This window comes from Paenibacillus sp. FSL R5-0928 (assembly GCF_037970385.1).
In the GTDB taxonomy this organism is placed as follows: Bacteria; Bacillota; Bacilli; order Paenibacillales; family Paenibacillaceae; genus Paenibacillus_AQ; species Paenibacillus_AQ odorifer.
Map to the genome: position 1 here is coordinate 895282 of NZ_CP150225.1, position 23656 is coordinate 918937.

Sequence of the window (23656 nt, forward strand, 5' to 3'; positions counted from 1 at the left end):
TATAAGGTATGGATCTTATTTTTTGTATGTATATATTCAGTCAGAGATGGAGGCGCAACATTGCAGCTAATCAATCAATCGGAAGTACAAGATAGGATCGACCTGCTTAAAGATCAGGATCTATATATCCATCTTGAGATGACAACGGGAGCCTACGCTGCCCATTTAGATAGTTCGAAGCATCCAGCCGCTACTTTTATTACCAATGCTATTATTCGATATTCCCATGGTTCGATTTCCGGCAACGGTCCTTATCGGGTCGGCTTAAAAATGTCGCAGGGCTGGGTTTACTCAGAAGGGCTAACTCACTATGAAGAGAGTGGGACAGGCAGATTGATTATGGCTGGACATGATGCTCAAGGCAAACTGATCGTATCGTTACAATTAAGCCGAGAGCCGTTCTAATGGAAGAGGAGATGAAGAGTTCTGTGGAAAAACATATTCTTGTTATTTTGCCACATCCGGATGATGAGGCCTTCGGTATATCAGGGACCCTTGCCAAACATATACAAAATGGGACCCAAGTTACCTACGCATGCCTAACGCTTGGAGAAATGGGCCGAAATATGGGCATCCCGCCCTTTGCGAATCGGGTAACCCTCCCAGAAATACGTAAGAAGGAGCTGGAGGAATCCTGCGAGGCTATTGGCATACAGGATTTAAGAATGCTTGGTTTTCACGACAAGACGATAGAATTCGAAGATCAAGTCTTGCTCGATGGGCAGATTGATGCGCTCTTGAAAGAGCTTAAACCTTCGCTAATCATCACTTTCTATCCAGGGTACAGCGTTCATCCTGATCACGATGCTACTGGAGCTGCAGTGATCCGAACCGTTGCAAGATTGCCGAAGGAAGAAAGACCTCCTGTTCACTGTATAGCTTTTGCTAATAATATTGTAGAGATTGGGGAGCCAAAGGTTATCAATGATGTGAGAGATTTCCTCAAGCACAAGATGGCGTCCATTCAGGCGCATCGTTCCCAATTCCAAGCTGCTGAGCTGTTGGGCAGCAAACCTTTAAATGATAAAGAGATCCAAGCTCGTTTTGGAACAGAGCATTTCTGGATTTATCCGTTTGAATGATAATGATCTAGTCAGAATTTTAGCGGTGATCTGTTGTCGGTGCTTAACCGGTGATAGATCGCCGTTTTAGTATGTGAATATTCAACTTTTCAGCGGGGGACGGTGGGAATTTAAGGCGAGGCCTTAAGACACGGGTAATTTGACCTAAAAAATTACTAAGGACTATCCGATATAGAAGATACTAACAATTGAAAGGTGATTAAATGCGAATCGGTCACAACATCACGTCTTTAAATAGTTTGAACAGATTAAATAAAAATAATAAATCTATTACAAGTTCACAAGAGAGGTTATCTTCTGGACTTCGGATAAATATAGCGGCAGATGATGCTGCAGGATTGGCAATTTCTGAGAAAATGAGAGCACAGATTCGTGGATTGTCTCAGGCAGCAAGGAATACACAGGATGGTATTTCACTAATTCAGACTGCTGAGAGTGGACTTGGAACTATACAAGATCCTAATCTGCTAAGACTACGGGAGCTTGCAATACAGGCTTCAAGTGATACCTTAACAAATTTTGATCGAACATTGATTCAAAAAGAAGTTGAGCAGATAAAGCTTGGGATAAATGATATTGCTAATAACACTCAATTTAATGGGATTCATTTATTGAATAATGACCTTGAAGTAAACACGAATATTACGCCAGTACAGGGCAATATAAGTACGAATTGGACAGCTAACATACCTGCCAGAGATTTATCTAAGACTTCGGATGGAGGTTATGTCGGAATAAGAATTCCCGGTAATAATCCTTTCAAATTAGATAGTATGGGTAATCTGGTTTGGTCACAAGCAATTCCTAATATGGATGTGTATAGTATTAAGGAATCTAGTGATGGTGGTTATATTTTATTAGGAAATGATTTCTCAGCAGGGGCAGTTTCCGATCAAAGAATAAATATAATCAAATGGGATGGGAATTTGAATGAGCAGTGGAGTACAGGGGTATCTGGCGTCTACTCCATTATGGGGAATGAAGTAATTGAGACTAGTGACGGTTCCTTTATTGTGGCAGGGACGGGTTCCGGTATTCAAAATTGGGATGGCCTTATGGCTAAATTTAATAGTAGTGGTGTGCAACAATCCACCTCGATAGCGGGTTCTTCACAATCCAATCCTGTTGGCTATGGAAGCGAAGAATTTAATTCTATTATTGAAACTGCTGACGGCGGTTATTTGGCTATTGGTTCATCAAGTCTCAAACTAAACAGTTCTTATACCGATAAGTCAAGCTGGGTTGTGAAATATGATAGTAACTTAAATCCGTTATGGGACACACGAGTCGGTGCTGCTGGGGATGATGAAGGTTACCGCGCCGTCGCAACCAGTGATGGAGGGGCCATAATTGTTGGTTCTTATAACGACTCTACTAAAACTAGTGGATTAATCTATAAACTAGACAGTAGTGGAAACGTATTGTGGGAGAAGAATATATCAAATGAAACTTCCAACTCCAGTCAACTTACTAGCATTACAGAAATGAAAGATGGGAATTACATCGTTGGAGGAATAGTAGATAATAATTATCGTCTTTCCATTTTTGATCCACAGGGAAATGAATTGGCTAATGTTAATCTAAATGGTGGGGGCTCTACGGATAGATTAAATAACATTATTAGTAATGATGACGGAAGTTACACTTTTTCAACTACAACTGGAATAACCAATTTCAATGTATCTTACGGATCAAACCCTGGTACCACATATGATTACAAAACAGTAAATCTTCAGGTGGGAGCAAACTCTGGGGATAACTTCGCTGTTAAATTAACAGATGCTAGAACTACTGCTCTGGGAATTGCGGATATAGATCTTTCAACTAGACAAGGTGCCGAATTAGCGATTTCGAAAATAGACAAAGCTATAAATACCGTTTCATCCAAGCGTTCAATGTACGGCGCGTATCAAAATGCATTAGAACATATCCATAATAACCTAACCAATTACGAAGTGAACTTAACAGCAGCTGAATCACGAATAAGAGATGCGGATATGGCAAAGGAAATGATGAAGCTTACCAAATACAATGTCTTATCTCAAGCATCACAAGCGATGTTGGCTCAAGCTAATCAACAGCCTCAAGGCGTGTTAGAGTTGTTAAAATAGTGCTATACATACAGTCTATGCATTTCAGTGCATAGGCTTTTTTTAGAATCTATGATGATCTAAGAAATGATTTACAAAAAAATTTCCAGAGACTATTATATTTCTATGCGTAATATTTTCCTTTTTTAACTAGATTATTGTAAGAATTTATCTCTGGAGGTTCAAATGAAAAAGCACGACAAAATCATTTCCTTCATCTTCATGTTCATTATGATGGTGACGGCTATTTTCTGGGTAAACTCAACCACTAGTTGGACTATGATGGGTACCCTTGCTTCCGTGGCCTGTTTCGTACTTTTTATATTATTGGGACTCCGCACTATACCTGTTTTGACAGATTTTGTTCTGACAAATCCAGCACCTGAAGTAACTCTGGAAAATAAAACACGGGACAGAAAGCAGGCTTGGCTATATATTATCGGCTGGGTAGTGGCTAGTCGGGTCTTGCTTATGTTTATCGGTTATATATTTTTGATCATACAGAATGGCTATTCCGGTGGTTTGTTTAACAAAATAGCTGAGACCTGGCATATATCGGGGATCGACGCTTCACATTATTTGGGCATCGCGGAGAATTGGTATGTGACGGAGGGAGATCCGAAATACCATATTGTGTTTTTTCCTTTTTTTCCAAATCTAATTAAAGTAGTTCAGGTATTCGTAGGGAATTATCTCGTCGCTGGATTTATCGTTTCTAATATTTGCTCGCTTGTTGCTGCCTTGGTCGCCTATGAGCTTGCCTCACTAGACATGCATCGAAAGAGTGCTATGCGAGTAGTGAAGTATATTTTTATATTTCCGGCTGCGTTCTTTTTCTTCATCCCTATGACCGAATCTCTATTTCTGGCCTTATCGCTGTTGTGTTTATATTTTGTGAGAAAAAAAGAATGGCTCATCGGATGTTTATGCGGTGCACTCGCAGCGTATACGCGTTCTCCAGGGGTGCTGTTGATTGTACCGGTTGCGATTGAATTAGCACGGGATCTTATAGGGAATTATAAATTACTAGATAAAAAAGCGTTTATACATAAGCTGACCACCGCCATTGGTTGTCTTGCTATCATATCGATGGGTTTGCTGGCTTATCTTTACATCAACTACTATGTTACGGGAAATGCTTTTCAGTTCAGTATTTACCAGAGGGAGCATTGGTCACAGAAGTTCTATCTCTTTTTCGATACCGTAAGATATCAGATGGAATATGCGGTGGGCACCTTTAAAAGTGGAGATAGCCGTTCTTTTCTCGGCATGTGGCTGCCCAATTTAATCGCTATATTCTCAGCACTAATTATCATGTTTATGGGAGCGAGAAAACTACGGCCATCCTACACTGCTTATTTTATCGTGTATTTTGCTTTCGTAGTGGGAGCTACCTGGCTGCTGTCAGCCCCGCGTTATTTGCTTGTTGCCTTTCCGCTAGCTTTTGCAGCCGTTGCGCTTACTAATGAAAAGCCGAAGGATGTTGCACTTACTGTTATATCTGTTGTGGGTAGTATACTTTACTTGGCAATGTTTGTAGCGGGATATCCGGTGTATTGAGGAATCGTGTTAAAATAGGAGAACGCCTAGGTGCGTTCTTCTTTTTTATTGCGAATAATCTTATAGAAACGATGGTGGGTATGAAGATTGATTACGACAATCAGGTGATCGAGTTTAATGTTCAATATGGAAACGGGAAAAAAATCTCCATTCATATAGATTCGTCAGGGCGCATAACACTCAAGGTACCTAAGAAAACATCTGAAGAGATGATTAAAAGTGTGGTAGAGCGTAATGGCAAAATGATTGTGGAGAAGCTGCAAAGTCTCGAAGCGGCTCGTGAAACGCCAAAGATGATCAGAGCGTACGAAGATGAAGGAAAGTTCCTGTATCTAGGCAAATATTATTCTCTGCATGAGCTTATAGAGACAGCGGAGCTAAGTGAAGAACAACTTCAGTTAAAGCTGAAAAAGTTCTATTTCTCTAGCTGCAAGAAGCTTATAGGAGAGCGGATCACTAGGTACCAGACGCAGCTTAGAGTAAAACCTAAGAGTATCGAAATTGTAGAGTCCAGGACCAAATGGGGAAGCTGCAGTTCCGATAAAAAGCTAACCTTTAACTATCGTCTGGCCATGGCTCCCGTGGAGGTTATCGATTATGTGATCATCCATGAGTTATGTCATTTGCTGCATATGAACCATGATCGCTCCTTTTGGCGACGGGTTGGAAGCCTAATGCCGGATTATAAGGAGAAGGAAGAATATTTAGCAAGATATGGACGGGCTATGACGTTATGAAAAAAAGGGTATTCCAGTGCAACTAGAGTAATGGTTGCTGGGAATACCCTTCGTTATTTTAACCCCTTTGCAGCAATCGATAGAGGTTAAGTGCCAGTTGAATCTCGAATAACTCATCAGAGTTTTTCAGATCTATATTTAGCAAATCTTTGATTTTATCAATCCGGTAAATAAAGGTGTTGCGGTGAATAAACATCGCTTTGGCGGCTTCGGTTACATTCTGATTGTACATAAAATAATACTCCAAGGTAGACATGAATCTCGTGTTCATCGTCTGGTCATGTTCATGAATGCCTCCCAGAACTTTGTTAAAGAATGTCTCCATTTCCGTAGGCTTAATGTTGGAATCCAGAAAATGATAGACAGAATAATCCTCGAAGTGAGCAATGCTCCGGCTGTCTTTATTAAACCGCTGCATGAGCCGCATAGCTTCCTGGGCCTCGAAGAAGCTTCGATGGAGCGAAGCAAGTGTCTTATACTGACTGCCAATGCCGATGAGAAAATGATTTTTAGTCATTTCCTGAGCCAGCAACTGCAGCACCTCTTGAGCAAAGGCTTTCGTATCGCTTACGGAAATTGGCGGTTTATTTTCATTTTTGCCGATCAAGATGATGATTTGCTGATTGCGATAGTAACAGATTAGCTCTCCACCTGCATTACTGGACAAGCCATAGATCAAATTGACACATTTTTTGACCATATGCTCCATTTCATATTTTCTATAAACCATGTCCGTGTAGTTTTCCAGCTGTGTAGCTTCAACATGGATAACTGTACAGTAATACGCATAGTTAACTTTAAGCCCATGCATAGCAGATAGGGAATGCAGTGTTTCTGTTGAAGTAATATTGCCAGCTAATAAGTCGTCGAAGAAGTCCTGCCTAATTTTATGCTTTACCTCTTCGATTTCCTTGGCTTTGATCCGGTCCAGTGCAAGCATCGTGGATACATGCTCTAACGCGGTGTAGTCAAATTCAACCAGCTTGCGTACCGTTTGCAGAACGACGATATACGCGTAAGCATTACTGGATACAGAAACCGGCATAATGCAGCACTTGTACGGCTGTCCCTGAGAATAGTAGGTGCGTTTGATGGATTTTTTGATTTCAGTAATATACTTTGGGAAAGCTACCGTGAACTCTGTTGGAAAAACAGGCCTGTTCTTCACCAGTGGCAGGAATTCCTGAAGTGGAGATGGGTTATCCTTATGATCTGTATAGCAGAGTAGGTTCCAGTCTCTATCTAATATAAGAACAGGGTTATGGATCGTGTCGGACAATTCCGCCGATATTTGCTCAATACCGCCGCCTTCGAGCGCGATTTTGAACAGCGCATTATGAAGGTCGAGCGAACGTCGGTTCACTGCATCGTAATCCGCGTTGGTCTTTTCGTTAATGATCGCAATGACTCTGGACAAGGTGTATTCAAAAGGGAGCTCCAGTAGCGGAAGTCCATGCTTATCAGCAAGCTCGATCATGTTCTGCGGGATAGCATCGAAATATCGCTTCATTTTGATGCAGAGTCCTGCACAGTTATTCTCCACAAGCTCATGAATGAATTTGTTCTGCAGCTCCGTGCTGTCTTTGAAGATATATCCGGTGGATAAAAGCAGCTCGTTCGAGGTCAGCCAGTCAAATACGTCCGGATTCTCGATGATATTAACTACAGAGATTTGATTGTTTAGGCCAGAATGCCCCGCAACGATCTTTATGCCTTCGATGGATTTGATTTGTAAGATATCTTTTATCGTTAACATCAATTCACACCTCTCATCTTCACCCATTGTGCAATGTGCATAGTGATTACTTGTTGTTTTTAGTGTTCTTGTATGATGACCCCCAGTGTACGGAGGACTACAATAAGGGTGTCAGGTAACGTTTATCCGTTAAACTGTGATATATTTCACAAAAATATCCTTTTTCACACAGAAAGCAGCTCAATCTTCATCATTCTTGGAATTTTATGAACTGAGTGTAACATCTTCTATCATTCATCATCAACCGTTACGGTTTTTTTATGATAACGCTTTCTATATAGGATAACCTGACAATAAGTGACCAAACCATTATCTACTTCCTTCTCAAGGGGGCGATCAAACGGAGTATTCTCAGAGCAAGTGTACCTCTTATTTAAAAGCTGGGATATCCAGTGATAGCGCGTTCTTTCATCGGATTCGAGAATCAAGATTTTCCGGAAATATACACAGCATATTTGAGCGGACGATAAATGTAAGGTGCAAGGCAACTGATGAATTATATACCATTGCGAGCAGTAGGGTAGATAATGCGCCTAATACTTTGATTACAGAGGTTAGTAGTTTTTCGGTTCTTGGACTGGTTGTGGGAGAAGAAGTTTTTGCGGAGAATGATCAATTATATATTGGCACTAAGCTTTCAATATCGATCAAGGAACTGACAGTTTGGCAGAGCTCTCTATCTATTTTTCCAAAAGAAGTAAAGACGCTAAGAGATAATTTGGCTGTGGCAAAAGCTTATATCAATAGCTATGGAAAACCAGGCGGTATGAAGCAGTTTGCGGGTTCTAGCTGCTTTGAGAGAGAAACGATGCGGCTGCTGGAAGAGCGATCTTCAGGTCTTCTGAATGCCTTGGCGAATGACAGCATGGAAGATGCTGCTCATTATGCAATTCGACTAATGGGATTAGGCCCAGGTCTGACTCCGTCGGGAGATGATTTTTTAGTTGGATTGTTTGCTGTGATCCATCTGCCTCAGAGTCCTATTAGTAAATACCAGCCGTGGTGCAGGGAAGTCGTGAACGAAGCAGCTGAATTAACGAATGAAATAAGCTATATGGCTCTGAAAAAAGCGGCTTGGGGTCAGGTGAGAGAGTCAATGGGTCAGATGCTGCATTCGCTCATGTATGAGAGTAAGGAAAATATGCTTCTTGGCTTATCGGCAGTGCTGGATATAGGTTCTTCTTCCGGAACAGATATTGCCTTGGGGATCATTAGCGGTTTGGATCTTAATCTAGAACAACGTTGGAGGTAAGATATGTCGACTAAAATAGTAATTAAAAGAAACACATACTTTGATTCCGTCTCGCTCATGTCGTTGTCGACCAAAGCGAATCAAATAGAGGGTGTCGAACAAGCTTTTATCGCAATGGCTACTCAAATGAATAAAGAGGTATTAGCGAATGTAGGGCTGATAACCCCTGAGCTAGAGGAAGCTAAGAATAGTGACCTGATGATCGTAATCAAAGCAGCATCCCCTGAGCTGGCTGAAGTTGCCTTTGGAGCAATCGAAGAGATGTTTATTAAAAAAGACAGTGCAGTTGGCGGTACAGAGCTTAAATATCCAACAATTGAGTCGGCAGTGAAGAATATGACAGCAGCTAATCTTGCAGTGATTTCAGTCAACGGAGCGTTTGCAGCCAGAGAAGCAAGAAAAGCGCTGGAGAATAATCTCCATGTCATGATGTTCAGTGACAACGTAAGCGTAGAAGACGAAATTGAATTAAAAAAAATAGCACATGAGCGTGGATTGCTGATGATGGGGCCGGATTGCGGAACCGCGATCATTGGAAATATGGCCTTATGTTTTGCCAATAAAGTTCGTAAAGGCAATATCGGCATCGTGGGTGCATCCGGCACAGGAAGTCAGGAAATCAGCGTGCGGATTCACGATTTTGGCGGAGGCATCTCACAGTTGATTGGCACAGGCGGCAGAGACCTAAGTGAACGTGTCGGCGGAGTAATGATGCTTGATGCTATGAAAGCGCTTAACGAAGACGAAGCCACTAAGGTCATTGTGTTGATTTCCAAGCCCCCAGCTAAAAGTGTGGAACAAAAAGTGCTGAATGAAATCAAAAATATGCATAAGCCTGTCGTAGTCTGCTTTATCGGAGGAACGGAGGAAGCTGTTCTGGAGGCAGGTGGGCATTTTGCCAAAACAACCAAAGAGGCCGCGCTGAAGGCGGTAATTCTATCCGGCATCGATGAGAGTCAAATTGACAAGCATCCGCTAAACCTTCCGCTGATTGAGGAGATTAAGGTCAAGCTGAAGCCAGAACAGAAGTATATTCGTGGGTTATTCTGCGGCGGTACTTTATGTGATGAAGCAATGTATCTAGCGATGGAGAAATACGACGATGTCTATAGCAACATTCCAAAAGATCCGGAATATCAGCTGGGTGATATCCATATCAGCCAAGCGCATACGTTTATTGACTTTGGGGATGATGGGTTCACTAACGGCAAACCACATCCGATGATTGATCCTTCTTCACGGATTGCCAGATTCAAGCAGGAAGCGAAGGACCCGGCGGTGGGCGTGATCATTATGGATTTTGTATTAGGCTATGGATCACATGAGGATCCAGTAGGTGTTATGGTGCCTGCAATTATTGAGGCTAAGCAAGCAGCGGAACAAGAAGGCAGACATTTGGAGATCGTCGGCTATGTACTTGGAACCGATCTGGATACACCTTCCGTCCAAGAACAGCTTGATAAGCTGGTATCCGTGGGTGTTACCTATGCAAGCAGTAATACGAATGCAGGACTTCTTGCCAGAGGTTTTGTAGAGAAGGGAGTATAACATGAGCAGAATCAATGAGTTATTTAAGAGTGAACTTCACGTTATCAATGTCGGCCTAGAAATGTTCAAGGATGATATCCTGAAGCAAAAAGGCAACGTAACCCATCTGGAATGGAAGCCACCTGGTGGAGGTAAGCCCGAATTAATTGCTGCACTGGATGCGTTAGAGCAAGAGGGGATTGCTGCAAAAATTGAGGCTGCCAACAAGCTGGCTGTAGAGCGAATCGTGAATTCACAACCGGTATTGGTTGGTTTTGATCAAGCGATCAACGTCGTACCCGGGATGACTAAGACTACGATATTACATGCAGGGCCTCCGATTACTTGGGATAAGATGAGTGGTCCCATGAAAGGTGCAGTTACCGGCGCTTTGGTCTTTGAGGGCTTGGCGAAGGATCTCGATGAAGCTGCCGAACTAGCGGCATCAGGTGAGATTACGTTCTCCCCTTGTCACGAGCATAATTGTGTGGGTTCCATGGCAGGGGTAACCTCAGCCTCTATGTTCATGCACATTGTAGAGAATAAAACGTATGGCAACATCGCTTATACGAACCTTAGTGAGCAACTGTCGAAAATCTTGCGGATGGGTGCAAACGATGAAACGGTCGTTGCCCGTTTGATCTGGATGAGAGATGTGCTTGGACCGATGCTGCGTGAGGCGATGAAGTTCTCTGAGAACGGCATCGATCTGCGGCTCATGTTATCACAGGCGCTCCATATGGGAGATGAATGCCATAACCGCAACAACGCTGGAACTACTCTTTTGATTCAGGCATTAACGCCGCTTATCCTGAGAACGGATTTTACTAATGAGCAGAAAATCGAAGTGTTCGATTTTGTGGCAATGAGTGATTATTTCTCCGGACCAACCTGGATGGCTCTTTGTAAATGTGCACTTGATGCTGCCCATGGCATCGAGCATAGCACCATCGTAACAACAATGGCCCGCAATGGCGTGGAATTCGGTATTCGTGTCAGTGGAATGCCAGGCAATACCTGGTTTACCGGTCCTGCGCAAAAGGTTGTCGGACCGATGTTTGCAGGGTATAAGCCGGAAGACTCGGGACTCGATATCGGAGACAGTGCGATTACCGAAACGTATGGTATAGGTGGCTTCGCCATGGCAACCGCGCCGGCGATTGTAGCATTAGTTGGGGGAACCGTAGATGATGCCATGAACTATTCTGTGAAAATGAAGGAAATCACTACGACGGAGAATCCAAATGTGACGATTCCTTTGTTGAACTTCCGCGGAATTCCTACTGGAATCGATATTCGTAAAGTGGGTCAAACCAGCATTATGCCAGTGATCAACACGGCTATTGCCCATAAGGATCCGGGCATCGGAATGATTGGAGCCGGAATCACTCATCCTCCAATCGAGTGTTTCGAGCAAGCCATTCTCGCTTTTAGCCAGAGCATGCATTCATAGAACCACCCGCCCTTCAGGCCTATTCAAGGGTCTGAGGGCTTCATAAGTCATTGGTATGTAAGCGCTAACGATCTAGGGGGAGATTTATTATGGATCAAGTATTTATGAAGATGTTCTGGAAAAAGGGAGATTGGGCCGCGTTTTTCGGGCTGCTTGCTAACAATTTAACCAATCTGCTTACGATGATTTCATTGTTAATTTTTGTAGTAGGATTTCCGGAAGGTATGGTTTACGGCAGAGTCGTTCCTGCGTTTGGACTCGCGATTTTTATCGCAAGTATTGCTTATGGCTGGTTTGGATATCAGCTAGCCAAAAAAACAGGCCGAACGGATATAACCGCATTACCTTCAGGACCTAGTGCTCCATCGATTTTTACGGTAACTTTTCTAGTGTTAATTCCCGTATTTAGAGAAACCAATGATGCATCATTTGCGCTGCAAATTGGTCTCGTATGGTGTCTGTTCGAAGCCTTGATCCTTATTGTCGGCTCATTTCTGGGAGATGTGCTGCGTAAGGTTATTCCAAGAACCGTACTTTTATCTTGTTTATCTGGACTTGGATTGTTATTGCTGGCCATGAACCCGATGCTGCAATCCTTCGAAACACCAGTGGTTGCTTTTGTTGTACTTGTGATCATCTTTATTAACTGGTTTGGCAAATCGCCGATATTCAAAAAAATTCCTACAGGATTTCTGCTGCTGATTGCTGGAACCGCGCTGGCTTGGATATTCGGCTTGCAGAATCCAGAAGCGATCACAACGGCTCTTTCAACACTTGGGTTTAATCCACCAGAGGTGCATATTACCAGCTTAATTCAAGGGATTCCGCATGCCTTGCCATACCTGGCTTCTGCAATTCCATTGGGACTGGCCAATTATATTTTTGACCTTGAAAATATTGAGAGCGCACATGCTGCCGGAGACCCTTATAACACTCGTAACGTTATGCTAACGAATGGGGTTGCTTCAAGTATTGGTGCTTTCACAGGTAATCCGTTCCCAGTAACTGTGTATATTGGTCATGCAGGCTGGAAATCTATTGGGGCTGGACTTGGTTATACCATAGCTTCTGGTTTCTCCATGTTAATTATTTGTCTCTTTGGCATAGGAGCACTGCTGTTGTCTATCATACCTGTTGTGGCGATTGTTCCGATTCTGGTCTATGTCGGGGTCGTTACGGCGAATCAGGTGGTTCGAGAGACACCTAAAAATGAAGTGCCCGTTATCTTTATCACCTTGTTCCCATGGATCGCCAACTGGGCTTTAACGCTTGCGAACAACATTTTTAATGCGGCTGAAACTTCGGCTTCCAAGGTGGGGATTGATCTCTTATTAAGCAAAGGGGTTTATTACAACGGCCTGATGCATTTAGGAAATGGTGCACCGCTTAGCAGCTTGATTTGGGGCTCCATCACTATTTTCTCTATCCTGAATAAACCACTGCGGGCTGCTGTCTTTGCTGTAATCGCGTCTGGTCTATCTTTATTTGGAATCATTCACGCGCCGACTGTTGGATTTGCTCAAGCTTCACTTATGCCGTTCGTATACGCCTACTTGATGGTGGCAGGATTATTTGTTTATAAGCATTTTTCAGACCTTCGTGACCCAGCGAACAAGCTGCAATCCGAATAAATAATTGATAAAAAGAAATAGGAGAGCTAAGCCATGACTAATCAAACTCTGTCAGAAGATTTAATTCAAGCAGCGGATCGCGGGGATTTAGCTGCCGTAGAACAGCTTTTGGCTCGTGGTGCCGATGTTCATCATAAGGATGCCAGTGGTCGTACTGCGCTGATGGCGGCAACGCAAAAAAATCATATTCCTCTCGCTCAAAAGCTGATTGAAGCAGGCAGTGATGTGAATGCAAGAGATATCACTATGTTATCACCCTACCTGTGTGCCGGTGCCAATGGATTTCATGAGATTCTGTCTTTAACTCTTGCCGCAGGTGCGGATACAACCAGTGTAAATCGTTTTGGGGGAACTACACTGCTTCCCTCCAGCGAGAAGGGGTATCTAAGAACTGTTCAGAAATGCTTGGAAGCAGGTGTTGCAGTTAACCATATGAACAATCTGGGATGGTCTGCCTTGCTGGAGGCAGTAATTCTCGGGAATGGTGGCCGTTTATACTCCGATATTATTCAGTTGTTGGTGGATGCTGGAGCGGATGTTCATTTGCCGGATCGTGACGGGAAATCATCGTTGCAGCATGCAGAAGAGCTGGGTCAGGAGAGGGTCATCCGTATTCTCAATAAAGAAAAGCTAACGATTCATCCAAGTATTCAAAGCGCTCAAGAGCTAGCTCGGGCAGAGGATTTCCGGAAAGCAAGTTTGGTTATGGAACATGCAATGCAAGTGGACAGTAATAATTCAGATTTCTATTACTATAAAGGATACTTCTTAGGGGAACTCGGGAGATATGACGAAGCTCTGGCAGCCTATCAACAGGCACTTACTATTGATCCGGATGACCTTGATTTCTATTTCTATACCGCAAATGCCTACCGAATGATGAAGCGATCCGAGCAAGCATTAGCAGAGTATGACAAAGCGATAGAACGCGATCCTGGCGAAAGCTTCTTCCGCTATCATAAATCCAATTATTTAAGAGAGTTGGGCAGGCATGAGGAAGCGGTCAAAGTTATGGATCAGCTTCTGGAACAGCAGCCTGGACGGTATGATTTCTCGTTCCATAAGGCGAACAGCTTGAGATCACTTGGCCGGCATCAAGAGGCAGTTGAGGCGATTGAGAACGCAATTGCTAACGATCCGAGCAATCCTTTATATCATCATCATAAGGCTCAGTCACTTGGTTTACTTGGTAATCATGAAACGGCCATTCAAGAAATAGATATTGCTATCAGCTATAATCCTGCCAATCCGGATTTTCACTCCGCAAAGGAACAATTTCAGCTGGCCCTTAAACGATAATAAATGAGGATCAACTGATCCGTCAGGAGGAATGGAATGAGTAAATTTATAGTTGTAGCCATTGGCGGTAATTCATTGGTGAAAGACAATGGCCGCGATTCTATAGAGGATCAATCTGAGGCAGTACGTGAAATTGCTGTCAATATCGCTGATCTGGTGCAAGCAGGCAACGATGTGGTGGTTACTCACGGTAACGGTCCACAGGTTGGATTCGAGCTGAGACGAAGCGAGGTGGCTTCGGAAGTCACTGGAATGGATGTTACTCCGCTGGTCAATTGCGTGGCGGGCACGCAAGGGGGCATAGGCTATTTAATTCAGCAGGCCTTAACAAATGAATTCATTCACCGCAGATTAGACAAAAAGGTTGCCACAGTCATTACTCAGGTCGAGGTTAGCAAAAATGATCCGAATTTTCAGTCTCCCTCGAAACCAGTGGGCTCCTTCTTCACGCTTGAGCAAGCAGAGGAGATGAAGCGTGCCAAGCCAGATTGGGTCATCATTGAGGATTCAGGTCGTGGTTACCGCCGTGTTGTTCCATCGCCTAAGCCGATTGATATCGTTGAAAAGGACGTCATTAAATCACTCATTGAGACGGGTTATGTGGTGATCGCTGTTGGCGGAGGCGGGATTCCTGTGATCAAAACCGAAAATAATACCTACGAAGGTATCGATGCGGTCATTGACAAAGACTTTGCTACAAGTCTGCTGGCCGAACAGATCGACGCAGAATCGCTGATCATTACAACAGGAGTTCCTCAGGTATGTGTGAATTTCGGTACGCCTGAGCAGAAGGCTCTTGAAGAAGTTACAGCGGCAGAAATGTTGGTATATGCGGAGCAGGGTCATTTTCCTGCTGGCAGTATGCAGCCTAAAATTGAAGCAAGTCTTAGCTTTTTGAAAAAAGAGGGACGTAGAGTTATCATTACTAATCCGGAAAATATGAAAGCTGCGATGAGCCAACAGGCTGGCACACATATTGTAAATTAATAAGATCTAATTTATCTCATCATTTCATGGAGACCGCCACTGATCTAAATCAGGGCGGTTTTTTGACATATTCATGAATTGTTATCTAACTGTTGCTTTCAGATGGCCATATTCTGGTGAATAAAAGGAAGATAAGAGGTAAAACTATGTCCACTATAGAGAAAAAAATACATTAAAATGCGGGGGTAAAAGATGAGATCGAATAAAGGAACAACACAACGTTTTACCAGGGCTACAATTCTTTGTTGTATTTGTGCATGTACGGTATTGTTAAGTGGATGCACTAAAGCAGCGGATGAGACTCAAGTGGCTACTCCAACGGCTCAAGTAGAAACCACAGCACCTTCTGCAGAAGCTACTACACCTGCGCCTACGAATAACGCAACAGAACAACCCATGACATCTGCGTCACCCGGTTCAAATACTGGGGAACTTCCAGAGGGAGTGAGCATTCAGAGAGTTATCAAGGATGTTTCGTTAAAAGATAGCTATCATAAAAAGGTTGAACTGTTAAGCGACGGTGGCAAGCGGGTTACCATTACAGATCAGAATCAAAAGATTGTTTTGCAGCAGATTGAATATGACGGAAGGATCACTGCGGTTAAGGATAAACAGATTACCGTTCAAGTGGAGGGCGGTAAAGAGCAAACCTTAACGATTCCTGATCATATAGTCATTGAAGATGAAGACAAGCTCGGATTAAATAATGGCGTTGAAATCGAGTGGACGGTAAATGCAGACGGACAAATCGAAAGCGTGGAACTGGACGATTAAAAATTTACCGAGGTGACTGGATGAAATTTCTAATCGTACTTGGTAGTATTATTGTTCCCATTGTCATGCTGATGTTACAAGGTAAATCGATAAAGTGGCGTATGGTATTCAATGTTGCTTCGGTCTTAAGTGCGATTATCTTTGGAAATATTTCCGCTTTGGCGATTTACGAAATATTAAGGGATCATGCTGTATTTATGACCTCGATCCATGCGATATTTTTAAATCCAATGTTTCTTATTACCGGAGCCTATCTTGGCGTTTATTTAATTTATCGGTTGATGATAATTTCGTATGACGAGGTTAATATGTGATGGGTACAATACAAATAGGGGTGTTCCCGCGTAGGGACACCCCTATTTGTGTTGTTAACAGGACGGATGCTTAAGAGGACTTTCCTACAACGTTTGCTCCGCTCTTCGTGATCTTGTAGGTGATGATATCCCCATTCCAGAAGTGGAATTTTAGGATAACCTCGCCGTCTTTAACATCTTTAAAGAACGCGGGAAGCAGCTTGATTTCTTTAGTGTTATAAGAAGGTGAGAAGGTATTGCCGAATTCCTTAAATGGAGTCCAGTCCTGCGGACCTGCATTGCCACCAGCGGTATATACAGCTTCCATTGTGGCAAGCTGGTTACCATTAAAGGTGGTCGGAATGGCAAAGGATTCAGTCGTGCCTTTTGCATCGCTTAATTTAGCTGTGTCATACACAATCACCTTAAGTCTCCACGCAACACCCTTGTTGAATTTCAGAGTCAGCACGGCATTTTCACCGTATTTTTGGGAAGCTGTGAGCTTTTTGAGTTGGCTGGCTTTGAGGATGAGCTCCTCACCATTTAATGTGTAATCTTTACCTTTGGTCAGATATTTTCCGTTGGCACTAATGGTGGTTAGCTTATTGCCGTTCAGGTTTAGCTTAACCTTGGTATCTTTGATTTGTGCACCTTTTTTTAGGTAGACCAAATCGCTTTCGGTGCTGGAGGAACGCTCCTTCAGACCAGACATTAATACATTGTGGAGTTCAGGATCAGACCACTTATAAGTTTTACGATTGAAATGCTGCCCGTTATCCCAGAGCATGGAAGTCATTTTCTTTTCTTTCAAATAATAAGTCAGATACTCGAAGAATTTAAGCTTCTCGCCCTGTTCAATCACACCCGTGTCTTTATCGAAACCTAATAAACCAAATTCGCCGACGATGACAGGGATGCCTTTAGCTACAAATGTATTGTAAACGTTATCAAAAGTTTGAGTGATATCGTTTTTTGTATCTTTTTCAAATGTGGTGTAGCCGGCAATGTTCACACTAAAAGGCCAGAAGCCATAGAAGTGAACGGTCGCAATAATATTCGGATCGTTTAGAGCCGTAATCGTCTTATAGAGATGATCCATTCTTGTTTGTGTAGGTGAAGACTCTAATGAAGGCAATACAAGTGGGCGGAGGTCGTTTTTCCCACCGGATTTCCGCACGATCTGATAGAAGGAGTTATTGAGTTCAGTAAGCATTTGCTCCATTTTTGCTTCGTCTGTGCTTCCACCATCGGTGAACCGAGGCTCATTTATGCTCTCGAACATCAGCTTATCGGATTTGTCCTTAAAGCGATCGGCAATTTGAGTCCAGGCTGCATTATAACGCGCCAGCGTTTCATCGTGTTTTTCTTCCATATGGCTTACCCATAGCCAGGAATCATGATGGACATTAATCATGACATAAAGCTTGGCGTCCAGTGCCCAGCCGACAACTTCTTCCACACGGTCGAGGTAGGCTTTTTCTAGGGTATAGTCTGGTGCCGCACCCATGTGAGTATCCCAGGTCACAGGAATCCGAATACTTTTATAGCCTTGAGCGGCGATCTTTTTAATAAGTTCTTGGGTCACACGAGGATTGCCCCAGGAGGTTTCGTCCTCACCTGTAGCATCTAAAGTATTACCGAGGTTCCATCCGGGCTGCATTTCGTCTACATAGGATTGGATCTTACTCTTTGGCGCTGCCTTAGCTTGTTGCTCATCCTTAGTTGCAGCTGCAGCCATGGATGAGAACAGAGAGAGCAGAAGAGCGGTGACAAGTGTCAATGATAAGAAGGATTTCTGGATTCGCGTAGTCATTGAATTCTCCTTTGTGAGATAAATTTAGGATGCTTGGACCTGGCTTTGACGCTGTACTTGGTGGTTAGATGAACACGAACACCTCCAATGTTATTTTTGTAAACGCTTTCTGAATATACCCTAACATAGAATTCACTCAGCGAGTACCTTACTAATTTGTGGCAAATTCATATAAGAATTAGTGATTTAAATTAATTTTCCCCACAGTTGGATAAAGAAATCATTTAAATATCCCTACTCGTAGAAATTGGTTATTCAATAGGATTATCTCTAGCTGCCCGTTATACAAAAAAGAAATATAACATGACAAAAGCATATATATTAGATATGATGAAGCATGAAAATTTAAAATTAGAAATAGGTGCCAACTATGAATGTTGCGGAAGTACAATCATAGATTGGTTAAATGGAAAGCGGGTGTGAATCCCGCGCGGTCCCGCCGCTGTAAAAGAGGAGTCCTTGCAAAATGCCACTGGGAAACTGGGAAGGCAGCAAGGGTGATGATACTTGAGCCAGAATATCTGCCTTTTTCTGTTACACCATCAAACTCTACGATCGATAGAGAGGTGCTTGAATAGTGTTTGCCAGCTAGTATTGTGGTTCACTATCTTAACCTCTTGACGTTTATGTTGAGTGGTTTTTTTTGTGGTTATAAGAAAGTTTATTCTGTTTTTTATCATAGGTATGAAGGGAAGGGTTATGGAAAAATGAAGAAAAATAAGTTTTTAGCGTGGTTACTCATTGTAGCTGTATTTATCACGACATTCTCTACAAGTGTTATCCCGGCTCAAGCAAATGGAGCAAGCTCTACCCTTAAAGGGTATGTATCTGTATCCGTAGAGAAATTCACCTTAGGCCAAGGGTATATTAAGGAACCTATTAAAGTTCCGATTTATGAAGGCGATAATGGCGCATCTTTAATAACACGTGCGCTAGGAGATGGGAATTATAGACATTTAGGAAATATAGATAGTGGTTTTTATTTATCAGAAGTTAAAGATAGTGGCAGAAGCGAAGTCAATATTCCACAATATATTTTAGATATGATTTCAGCCGATGGGAATACAGTCGGCACTAAAGCAGACCCAGAGTGGTTAAGTCAGTTTGACTACACCTCCATGTCGGGTTGGATGTATGCAGTAAATAATGTGTTTCCTCCGTTTGGGATGACCGATTATAAGCCTCAAGACGGTGACATCATTCGAACTCAGTTCACCACTTATGGCTATGGTTCTGATCTTGGTGGCTGGGGAGAAATCCCAGTTCAACTTGCCAATAAGGATGCTTTAACTGCGGAAATCGCCGAGATTAACAGTGACCCTAATAAAGAAACTATTTTGGACAGACCAGTAGTACAATCAGCAGTTTATCAAGCCTATTCCGTGCTCGAAAATATGGCAAGCTCTCAAATAAGTGTAGATCATGCGCTTGTAGGGCTTAACCATGCATTAGATATAGAACCCCCTGTTATTACTGTAAGTGGCATACAAGATAAACAGGAAGTATCTAATAAAGATATAAGCTTCAAAGTAGCTGTCACAGACAATGTATATAGTGACATCATTCCAGAAGTGAAGCTGAATGGTGTTACTTTATCACCTGCGAATGGGGAGTACAAAGCTTCTCTGAATTCAGGCAGTAATGCAATTACTGTAACGGCTCTTGACGGAGCTGGAAACAAAACAAATGTAACTTATCAAGTTACTTACAAACTGGAAACTACAGTTGCCGTCAAACAACAGTTAGATAAAAGCCTTGCCTATATTCTAAACACTGTAAAGAATCCGTCGTTTGGTACAGGTAGTGGAGAATGGTCGATCCTTTCTCTGGCTCGGGCGAACTATACAGTACCTAACGGCTATTATGATCTCTATTACAATAATGTAGCTACGAAAATAGCATCGATCATTAAAGAGGATGGAAAACTCGACGCCAATAAAAGCACAGAGAATTCCAGAGCAATTCTAGGGCTTACCTCTATCGGAAAAGATATCACGAATGTTGCGGGATATGATCTGAGAAAAGCACTGGCTGATTATCAATATATCCAAAAGCAAGGCAATAATGGTCCGATTTTTGCTCTGATTGCGCTAGATAGCCATAACTATGAGATTCCTGTAGTTGAAGGAATTACAGAACAGACCACAAGAGAAAAACTAGTTCAGTATATTTTAGATAAAGAGGTTAAAAAAGGTACAGCAGAAGCTGGTGGCTGGGCATTAGGCGTAACCAAAGCAGATGTCGATATGACTGCGATGGCGATGCAAGCTCTTGCACCTTATTATGCAACCCGTGATGATGTAAAAGCCGCCGTGGATCGGGCCATCCAATGGCTGTCCGATAACCAAAACAATCAAGGCGGATTTACAAGCTGGGGAAGCACTAGCAGCGAAAGTATCTCACAGGTAATTGTAGCCTTAACTGGTGTAGGTGTAGATCCGCACACGGACGCTAGATTTGTTAAAAGTGGAAATTCGCTTATTGGTGCACTGCTTAGCTTTGCTGCACCTGAGGGTGGATTTAAGCATATCCTCACAGGCAAAGTGGACAATATGGCAACGGACCAAGGTACGTATGCACTTGTGTCTTATGATCGTCTGATCAATCATAGCAGCCGTCTCTTTGATATGAATGATGTGAAAGTGGAACAACCAGAAGAACCGGGGCCTGGGCAACCAGAGGGTCCGAAAGAATTTCCGTTACCTTCTGGGGAGAACCCGAAAGTTGAAATCCCAAATGACGCTAATGATTATATCGTTCCGATCAGCACTGGAGATAGCAACAAAGAAATCACAGTAGCTATTCCGGAGGGAAATCAATCGAAGGTTAGTGTCAATTTACCAAGTAACAGCGACCTTCCTCAGATAGAGGCCATAAAAGGTAACGTATCTGTAGTCATTCCTAAGGGTGCAAAAGTTACAAGTGGGGATGCCTCTGCAATTGAACTGATTTCAGCTTTAACCGGTGCAGAATCTGCACTAAAAGATAGTGTGAATCAGATTATTCCGGGGGACAAGAAGCTTGATAACATTCTTCAAACATTTTCCATGGGTGGTAGTGCAAGAGTAGAATTCAGTCAATTTATTACGTTAACCTTTAAGGACCTTAAAGGAAAAGAAGCTGCTTATATTCAAAATGGCACCCCTCATGCCATTCAAAAATTTGCAAGTGATGACTTAGGTTTTGCAAGCGGTAAGTCTGAGTATGCCTATGATAGTGGAAATGATTTAATCGTAAAAACCAATCACTTCACTGACTACATTGCTTATGCTTCCAGTGCAGTACAAACACCTGGCGGCGACGGTGGTAACGGTAATGGCGAAGGTAATGGTAGTGGAAATGGTGAAGGAAATGGCAGCAACAATGGTGGCGGAACCACTCCATCGAAACCATATGTAATCCTGTCCGTGGATAAGCTTACGATTAATAAGGGATATGTTGTTCCATCTGTACAGGTAGAGCTACAATCTGGTGACACAGTGTGGTCTGTACTAAAAAGAGTGCTGGATAGCCGCGGTATCGACTATAGAGATTCCTGGAACAGTGACTTTGGAAGTGTATATGTTGAATCCATAGCTGGTGATGGGGAATTTGACCATGGCAGCGGCAGTGGATGGATGTATAATGTGAATGGGAAATATCCTAATTATGGTGCATCTTCATATGACCTAAGTGCCGGGGACAGAATTCAGTGGCGTTATACTACGAATTTGGGTGTGGATCTAAATGCACCGATACCAACGATGAGCCCAACCCCAACGCCTAAGCCTGGTGCTACTCCGGCTCCTGGTGGGGGAGCTAATCCGGAAGGCAGTGGTGATCCAAATGTGAGTCCATCTCCAACAGTGACTCCTAAGGATCCTACCCAGAATACGAATGATATTAAACAACTGTATACAGATGCTGATAAGATCTCTTCCTGGGCCTATTCAGCGATTGAAACAGCTACAGTAAAAGGATATATCCAAGGTAACAATGGTCAGGTGAATCCGAAGGCTTATATCACAAGAGCGGAGTTCACTAAGATTCTCGTTTCTGCATTAGAACTTGATATTAAGAGTGATAAAGGCATTACCTATAAGGATGTCGCTCTAGGCGATTGGTTCTATCCATATGTGAATGCTGCGCATAAGGCAGGTCTAATCACAGGCTTTAATAATGAATTTAAGCCAAATGACAAGATTACTCGTGAGCAGATGGCCGCAATTATCGTCAGAGCATTGGCCATCCCGGCGACGAAGCCAGGAACAGCGATTAAAGATATCAACACAGTATCGGCATGGGCCAAAGCAGATGTAGAGACCGTTGTTGCGACTGGTTTGATGTTAGGCGATGATAATCAATTTAAGCCTAAAGAGCTTGTAACCAGAGAAATGGCGGCTGTTGTAGCTACTAGAACCCATGATTATAAGAGTGGGAACAAAGTGGTTAGTCCAACTATTCAGAATTCAGCAGTTAGTTCTTATATTCAGAACACAGCTGCCTTTTTGCAAAAAACAGTAACAAACCCGGTCATCTCCTCGGTTGGCGGGGACTGGACAGTCTTCGGGCTGGCACGTTCAGGTGTGAAGGTTCCAGATAGTTATTACACTAAGTACTATGCAAATGTAGAAGCGACTCTTAAAGAAAAATCAGGGAAGCTGCATAGCGTAAAATATACGGAATATGATAGAGTTATTTTGGCATTAACTTCAATCAACAAAAATATTGATAAAGTGGCGGGTTATAACCTACTGGAACCACTCGCGGATTTTGATACTGTAATTAAGCAAGGTATTAATGGACCTGTGTTTGCTCTCATTGCACTGGACAGTAATCATTACGAAATTCCAGTGGTTAAGGATGTAAAGACGCAGACGACTAGAGAGATGCTCATTAATTATATTTTGGGCAGAGAGATCAGCGGCGGTGGATGGGCACTCGGCAGTAATGCTACAGCGGCTGATCCAGATATCACGGGGATGGTCATTCAAGGCTTAACACCTTATTACAAATCCAACGCCAAAGTAACAGCTGCTGTGGACCGGGGGATTGCTTGGTTATCCAAAACACAGACTGCAGACGGTGGTTTTGCAAGCTGGGAATCTACAAATTCCGAAAGCATCGCTCAGGTGATTGTAGCTTTAACTGGCCTTGGTATTGACCCGCATAAGGATTCCAGATTTATTAAAAATGGACATTCCGCAGTAGACGCATTGATTAGTTTTGCTGCACCTGAAGGTGGCTTTTATCACGTGAAGCAGGGTGGAGTAGGCAATGGAGGCGCGCAACCAGGAGAAGTAGATCTTATGGCTACTGATCAGGCGATGTATGCACTGGTTTCCTATGATCGGCTCGTTAATGGCCAGACACGTCTTTATGATATGACAGACGTCAAATAGAATTTTATTTAGAGAGATAAG

Annotated in this window: 16 protein-coding genes and 1 riboswitch; of the genes, 14 read left to right on the forward strand and 2 right to left on the reverse strand. The window is 42.9% G+C overall.

Going from position 1 to position 23656, the window contains the following annotated elements:
- The first annotated feature begins 60 nt into the window (after nucleotides 1–60).
- The 5 genes from MKZ16_RS03900 (at nucleotide 61) to MKZ16_RS03920 (ending at nucleotide 5469) form a co-directional block, all read left to right on the forward strand.
- On the forward strand, nucleotides 61–405 hold the full coding sequence (locus MKZ16_RS03900; protein ID WP_076105338.1) for a YojF family protein: 345 nt from the start codon (nucleotides 61–63) through the stop codon (nucleotides 403–405).
- 23 nt (nucleotides 406–428) lie between these two features.
- The gene (gene bshB2, locus MKZ16_RS03905) at nucleotides 429–1082 is read left to right on the forward strand and encodes a bacillithiol biosynthesis deacetylase BshB2 (RefSeq protein WP_038574105.1); all 654 of its coding nucleotides are present in this window, start codon (nucleotides 429–431) and stop codon (nucleotides 1080–1082) included.
- Nucleotides 1083–1285: 203 nt separating this feature from the next.
- Entirely contained in the window at nucleotides 1286–3193 is a 1908-nt protein-coding gene (locus MKZ16_RS03910; RefSeq protein ID WP_076105339.1) for a flagellin, read from the forward strand.
- A gap of 165 nt (nucleotides 3194–3358) precedes the next feature.
- Nucleotides 3359–4732: a hypothetical protein gene (locus MKZ16_RS03915; RefSeq protein WP_076105340.1), complete on the forward strand. Its 1374-nt coding sequence runs from the start codon at nucleotides 3359–3361 to the stop codon at nucleotides 4730–4732.
- Nucleotides 4733–4812: 80 nt separating this feature from the next.
- Complete coding sequence (locus MKZ16_RS03920) at nucleotides 4813–5469, forward strand: SprT family zinc-dependent metalloprotease (protein WP_076105365.1); 657 nt, start codon at nucleotides 4813–4815, stop codon at nucleotides 5467–5469.
- Between the two features lie 58 nt (nucleotides 5470–5527).
- Here MKZ16_RS03920 and MKZ16_RS03925 read toward each other — a convergent pair whose 3' ends face one another.
- A complete protein-coding gene (locus MKZ16_RS03925; RefSeq protein ID WP_038568767.1) occupies nucleotides 5528–7225 on the reverse strand; it encodes a PucR family transcriptional regulator in 1698 nt (565 codons plus the stop codon).
- Between the two features lie 541 nt (nucleotides 7226–7766).
- Between MKZ16_RS03925 and MKZ16_RS03930 the strand changes: the two genes are divergently transcribed.
- The 8 genes from MKZ16_RS03930 (at nucleotide 7767) to MKZ16_RS03965 (ending at nucleotide 16462) form a co-directional block, all read left to right on the forward strand.
- Nucleotides 7767–8477 carry a DUF2877 domain-containing protein gene (locus MKZ16_RS03930; protein WP_081393414.1) on the forward strand — a complete coding sequence of 237 codons (711 nt, stop codon included), beginning with the start codon at nucleotides 7767–7769 and terminating at the stop codon, nucleotides 8475–8477.
- A 3-nt stretch (nucleotides 8478–8480) separates the two neighbouring features.
- Nucleotides 8481–10025, forward strand: a complete 1545-nt coding sequence (fdrA, locus tag MKZ16_RS03935; RefSeq protein ID WP_076105341.1) for an acyl-CoA synthetase FdrA — start codon at nucleotides 8481–8483, stop codon at nucleotides 10023–10025.
- A gap of 1 nt (nucleotide 10026) precedes the next feature.
- The gene (locus tag MKZ16_RS03940) at nucleotides 10027–11457 is read left to right on the forward strand and encodes a DUF1116 domain-containing protein (protein ID WP_076098692.1); all 1431 of its coding nucleotides are present in this window, start codon (nucleotides 10027–10029) and stop codon (nucleotides 11455–11457) included.
- 89 nt (nucleotides 11458–11546) lie between these two features.
- Nucleotides 11547–13088 (forward strand): hypothetical protein, encoded by a 1542-nt coding sequence (locus MKZ16_RS03945; RefSeq protein ID WP_036684876.1) that lies wholly within the window; start codon nucleotides 11547–11549, stop codon nucleotides 13086–13088.
- 33 nt (nucleotides 13089–13121) lie between these two features.
- Complete coding sequence (locus MKZ16_RS03950) at nucleotides 13122–14387, forward strand: tetratricopeptide repeat protein (RefSeq protein WP_076105342.1); 1266 nt, start codon at nucleotides 13122–13124, stop codon at nucleotides 14385–14387.
- A gap of 36 nt (nucleotides 14388–14423) precedes the next feature.
- Nucleotides 14424–15374 (forward strand): carbamate kinase, encoded by a 951-nt coding sequence (arcC, locus tag MKZ16_RS03955; protein WP_076105343.1) that lies wholly within the window; start codon nucleotides 14424–14426, stop codon nucleotides 15372–15374.
- 192 nt (nucleotides 15375–15566) lie between these two features.
- Nucleotides 15567–16148, forward strand: coding sequence for a hypothetical protein (locus MKZ16_RS03960; protein ID WP_038568773.1), 582 nt, complete (start codon nucleotides 15567–15569; stop codon nucleotides 16146–16148).
- Between the two features lie 65 nt (nucleotides 16149–16213).
- Nucleotides 16214–16462, forward strand: coding sequence for a transposase (locus tag MKZ16_RS03965; protein WP_339815378.1), 249 nt, complete (start codon nucleotides 16214–16216; stop codon nucleotides 16460–16462).
- A 70-nt stretch (nucleotides 16463–16532) separates the two neighbouring features.
- Here MKZ16_RS03965 and MKZ16_RS03970 read toward each other — a convergent pair whose 3' ends face one another.
- A complete protein-coding gene (locus tag MKZ16_RS03970) occupies nucleotides 16533–18254 on the reverse strand; it encodes a cellulase family glycosylhydrolase (RefSeq protein ID WP_038568775.1) in 1722 nt (573 codons plus the stop codon).
- 342 nt (nucleotides 18255–18596) lie between these two features.
- Nucleotides 18597–18798: riboswitch (cobalamin riboswitch) on the forward strand.
- A gap of 163 nt (nucleotides 18799–18961) precedes the next feature.
- Between MKZ16_RS03970 and MKZ16_RS03975 the strand changes: the two genes are divergently transcribed.
- Entirely contained in the window at nucleotides 18962–23635 is a 4674-nt protein-coding gene (locus MKZ16_RS03975) for an S-layer homology domain-containing protein (RefSeq protein WP_076105344.1), read from the forward strand.
- Nucleotides 23636–23656: the final 21 nt, after the last annotated feature.

Coding starts and splice junctions, on each gene's coding strand:
- MKZ16_RS03970 (WP_038568775.1), bottom strand. CDS start 18,254: ATGACTACGCGAATCCAGAAATCCTTCTTATCATTGACACTTGTCACC.
- MKZ16_RS03960 (WP_038568773.1), top strand. CDS start 15,567: ATGAGATCGAATAAAGGAACAACACAACGTTTTACCAGGGCTACAATT.
- MKZ16_RS03910 (WP_076105339.1), top strand. CDS start 1,286: ATGCGAATCGGTCACAACATCACGTCTTTAAATAGTTTGAACAGATTA.
- MKZ16_RS03940 (WP_076098692.1), top strand. CDS start 10,027: ATGAGCAGAATCAATGAGTTATTTAAGAGTGAACTTCACGTTATCAAT.
- MKZ16_RS03915 (WP_076105340.1), top strand. CDS start 3,359: ATGAAAAAGCACGACAAAATCATTTCCTTCATCTTCATGTTCATTATG.
- MKZ16_RS03920 (WP_076105365.1), top strand. CDS start 4,813: ATGAAGATTGATTACGACAATCAGGTGATCGAGTTTAATGTTCAATAT.
- MKZ16_RS03965 (WP_339815378.1), top strand. CDS start 16,214: ATGCTGATGTTACAAGGTAAATCGATAAAGTGGCGTATGGTATTCAAT.
- arcC (WP_076105343.1), top strand. CDS start 14,424: ATGAGTAAATTTATAGTTGTAGCCATTGGCGGTAATTCATTGGTGAAA.
- MKZ16_RS03925 (WP_038568767.1), bottom strand. CDS start 7,225: ATGTTAACGATAAAAGATATCTTACAAATCAAATCCATCGAAGGCATA.
- MKZ16_RS03975 (WP_076105344.1), top strand. CDS start 18,962: ATGAAGAAAAATAAGTTTTTAGCGTGGTTACTCATTGTAGCTGTATTT.
- fdrA (WP_076105341.1), top strand. CDS start 8,481: ATGTCGACTAAAATAGTAATTAAAAGAAACACATACTTTGATTCCGTC.
- MKZ16_RS03950 (WP_076105342.1), top strand. CDS start 13,122: ATGACTAATCAAACTCTGTCAGAAGATTTAATTCAAGCAGCGGATCGC.
- MKZ16_RS03945 (WP_036684876.1), top strand. CDS start 11,547: ATGGATCAAGTATTTATGAAGATGTTCTGGAAAAAGGGAGATTGGGCC.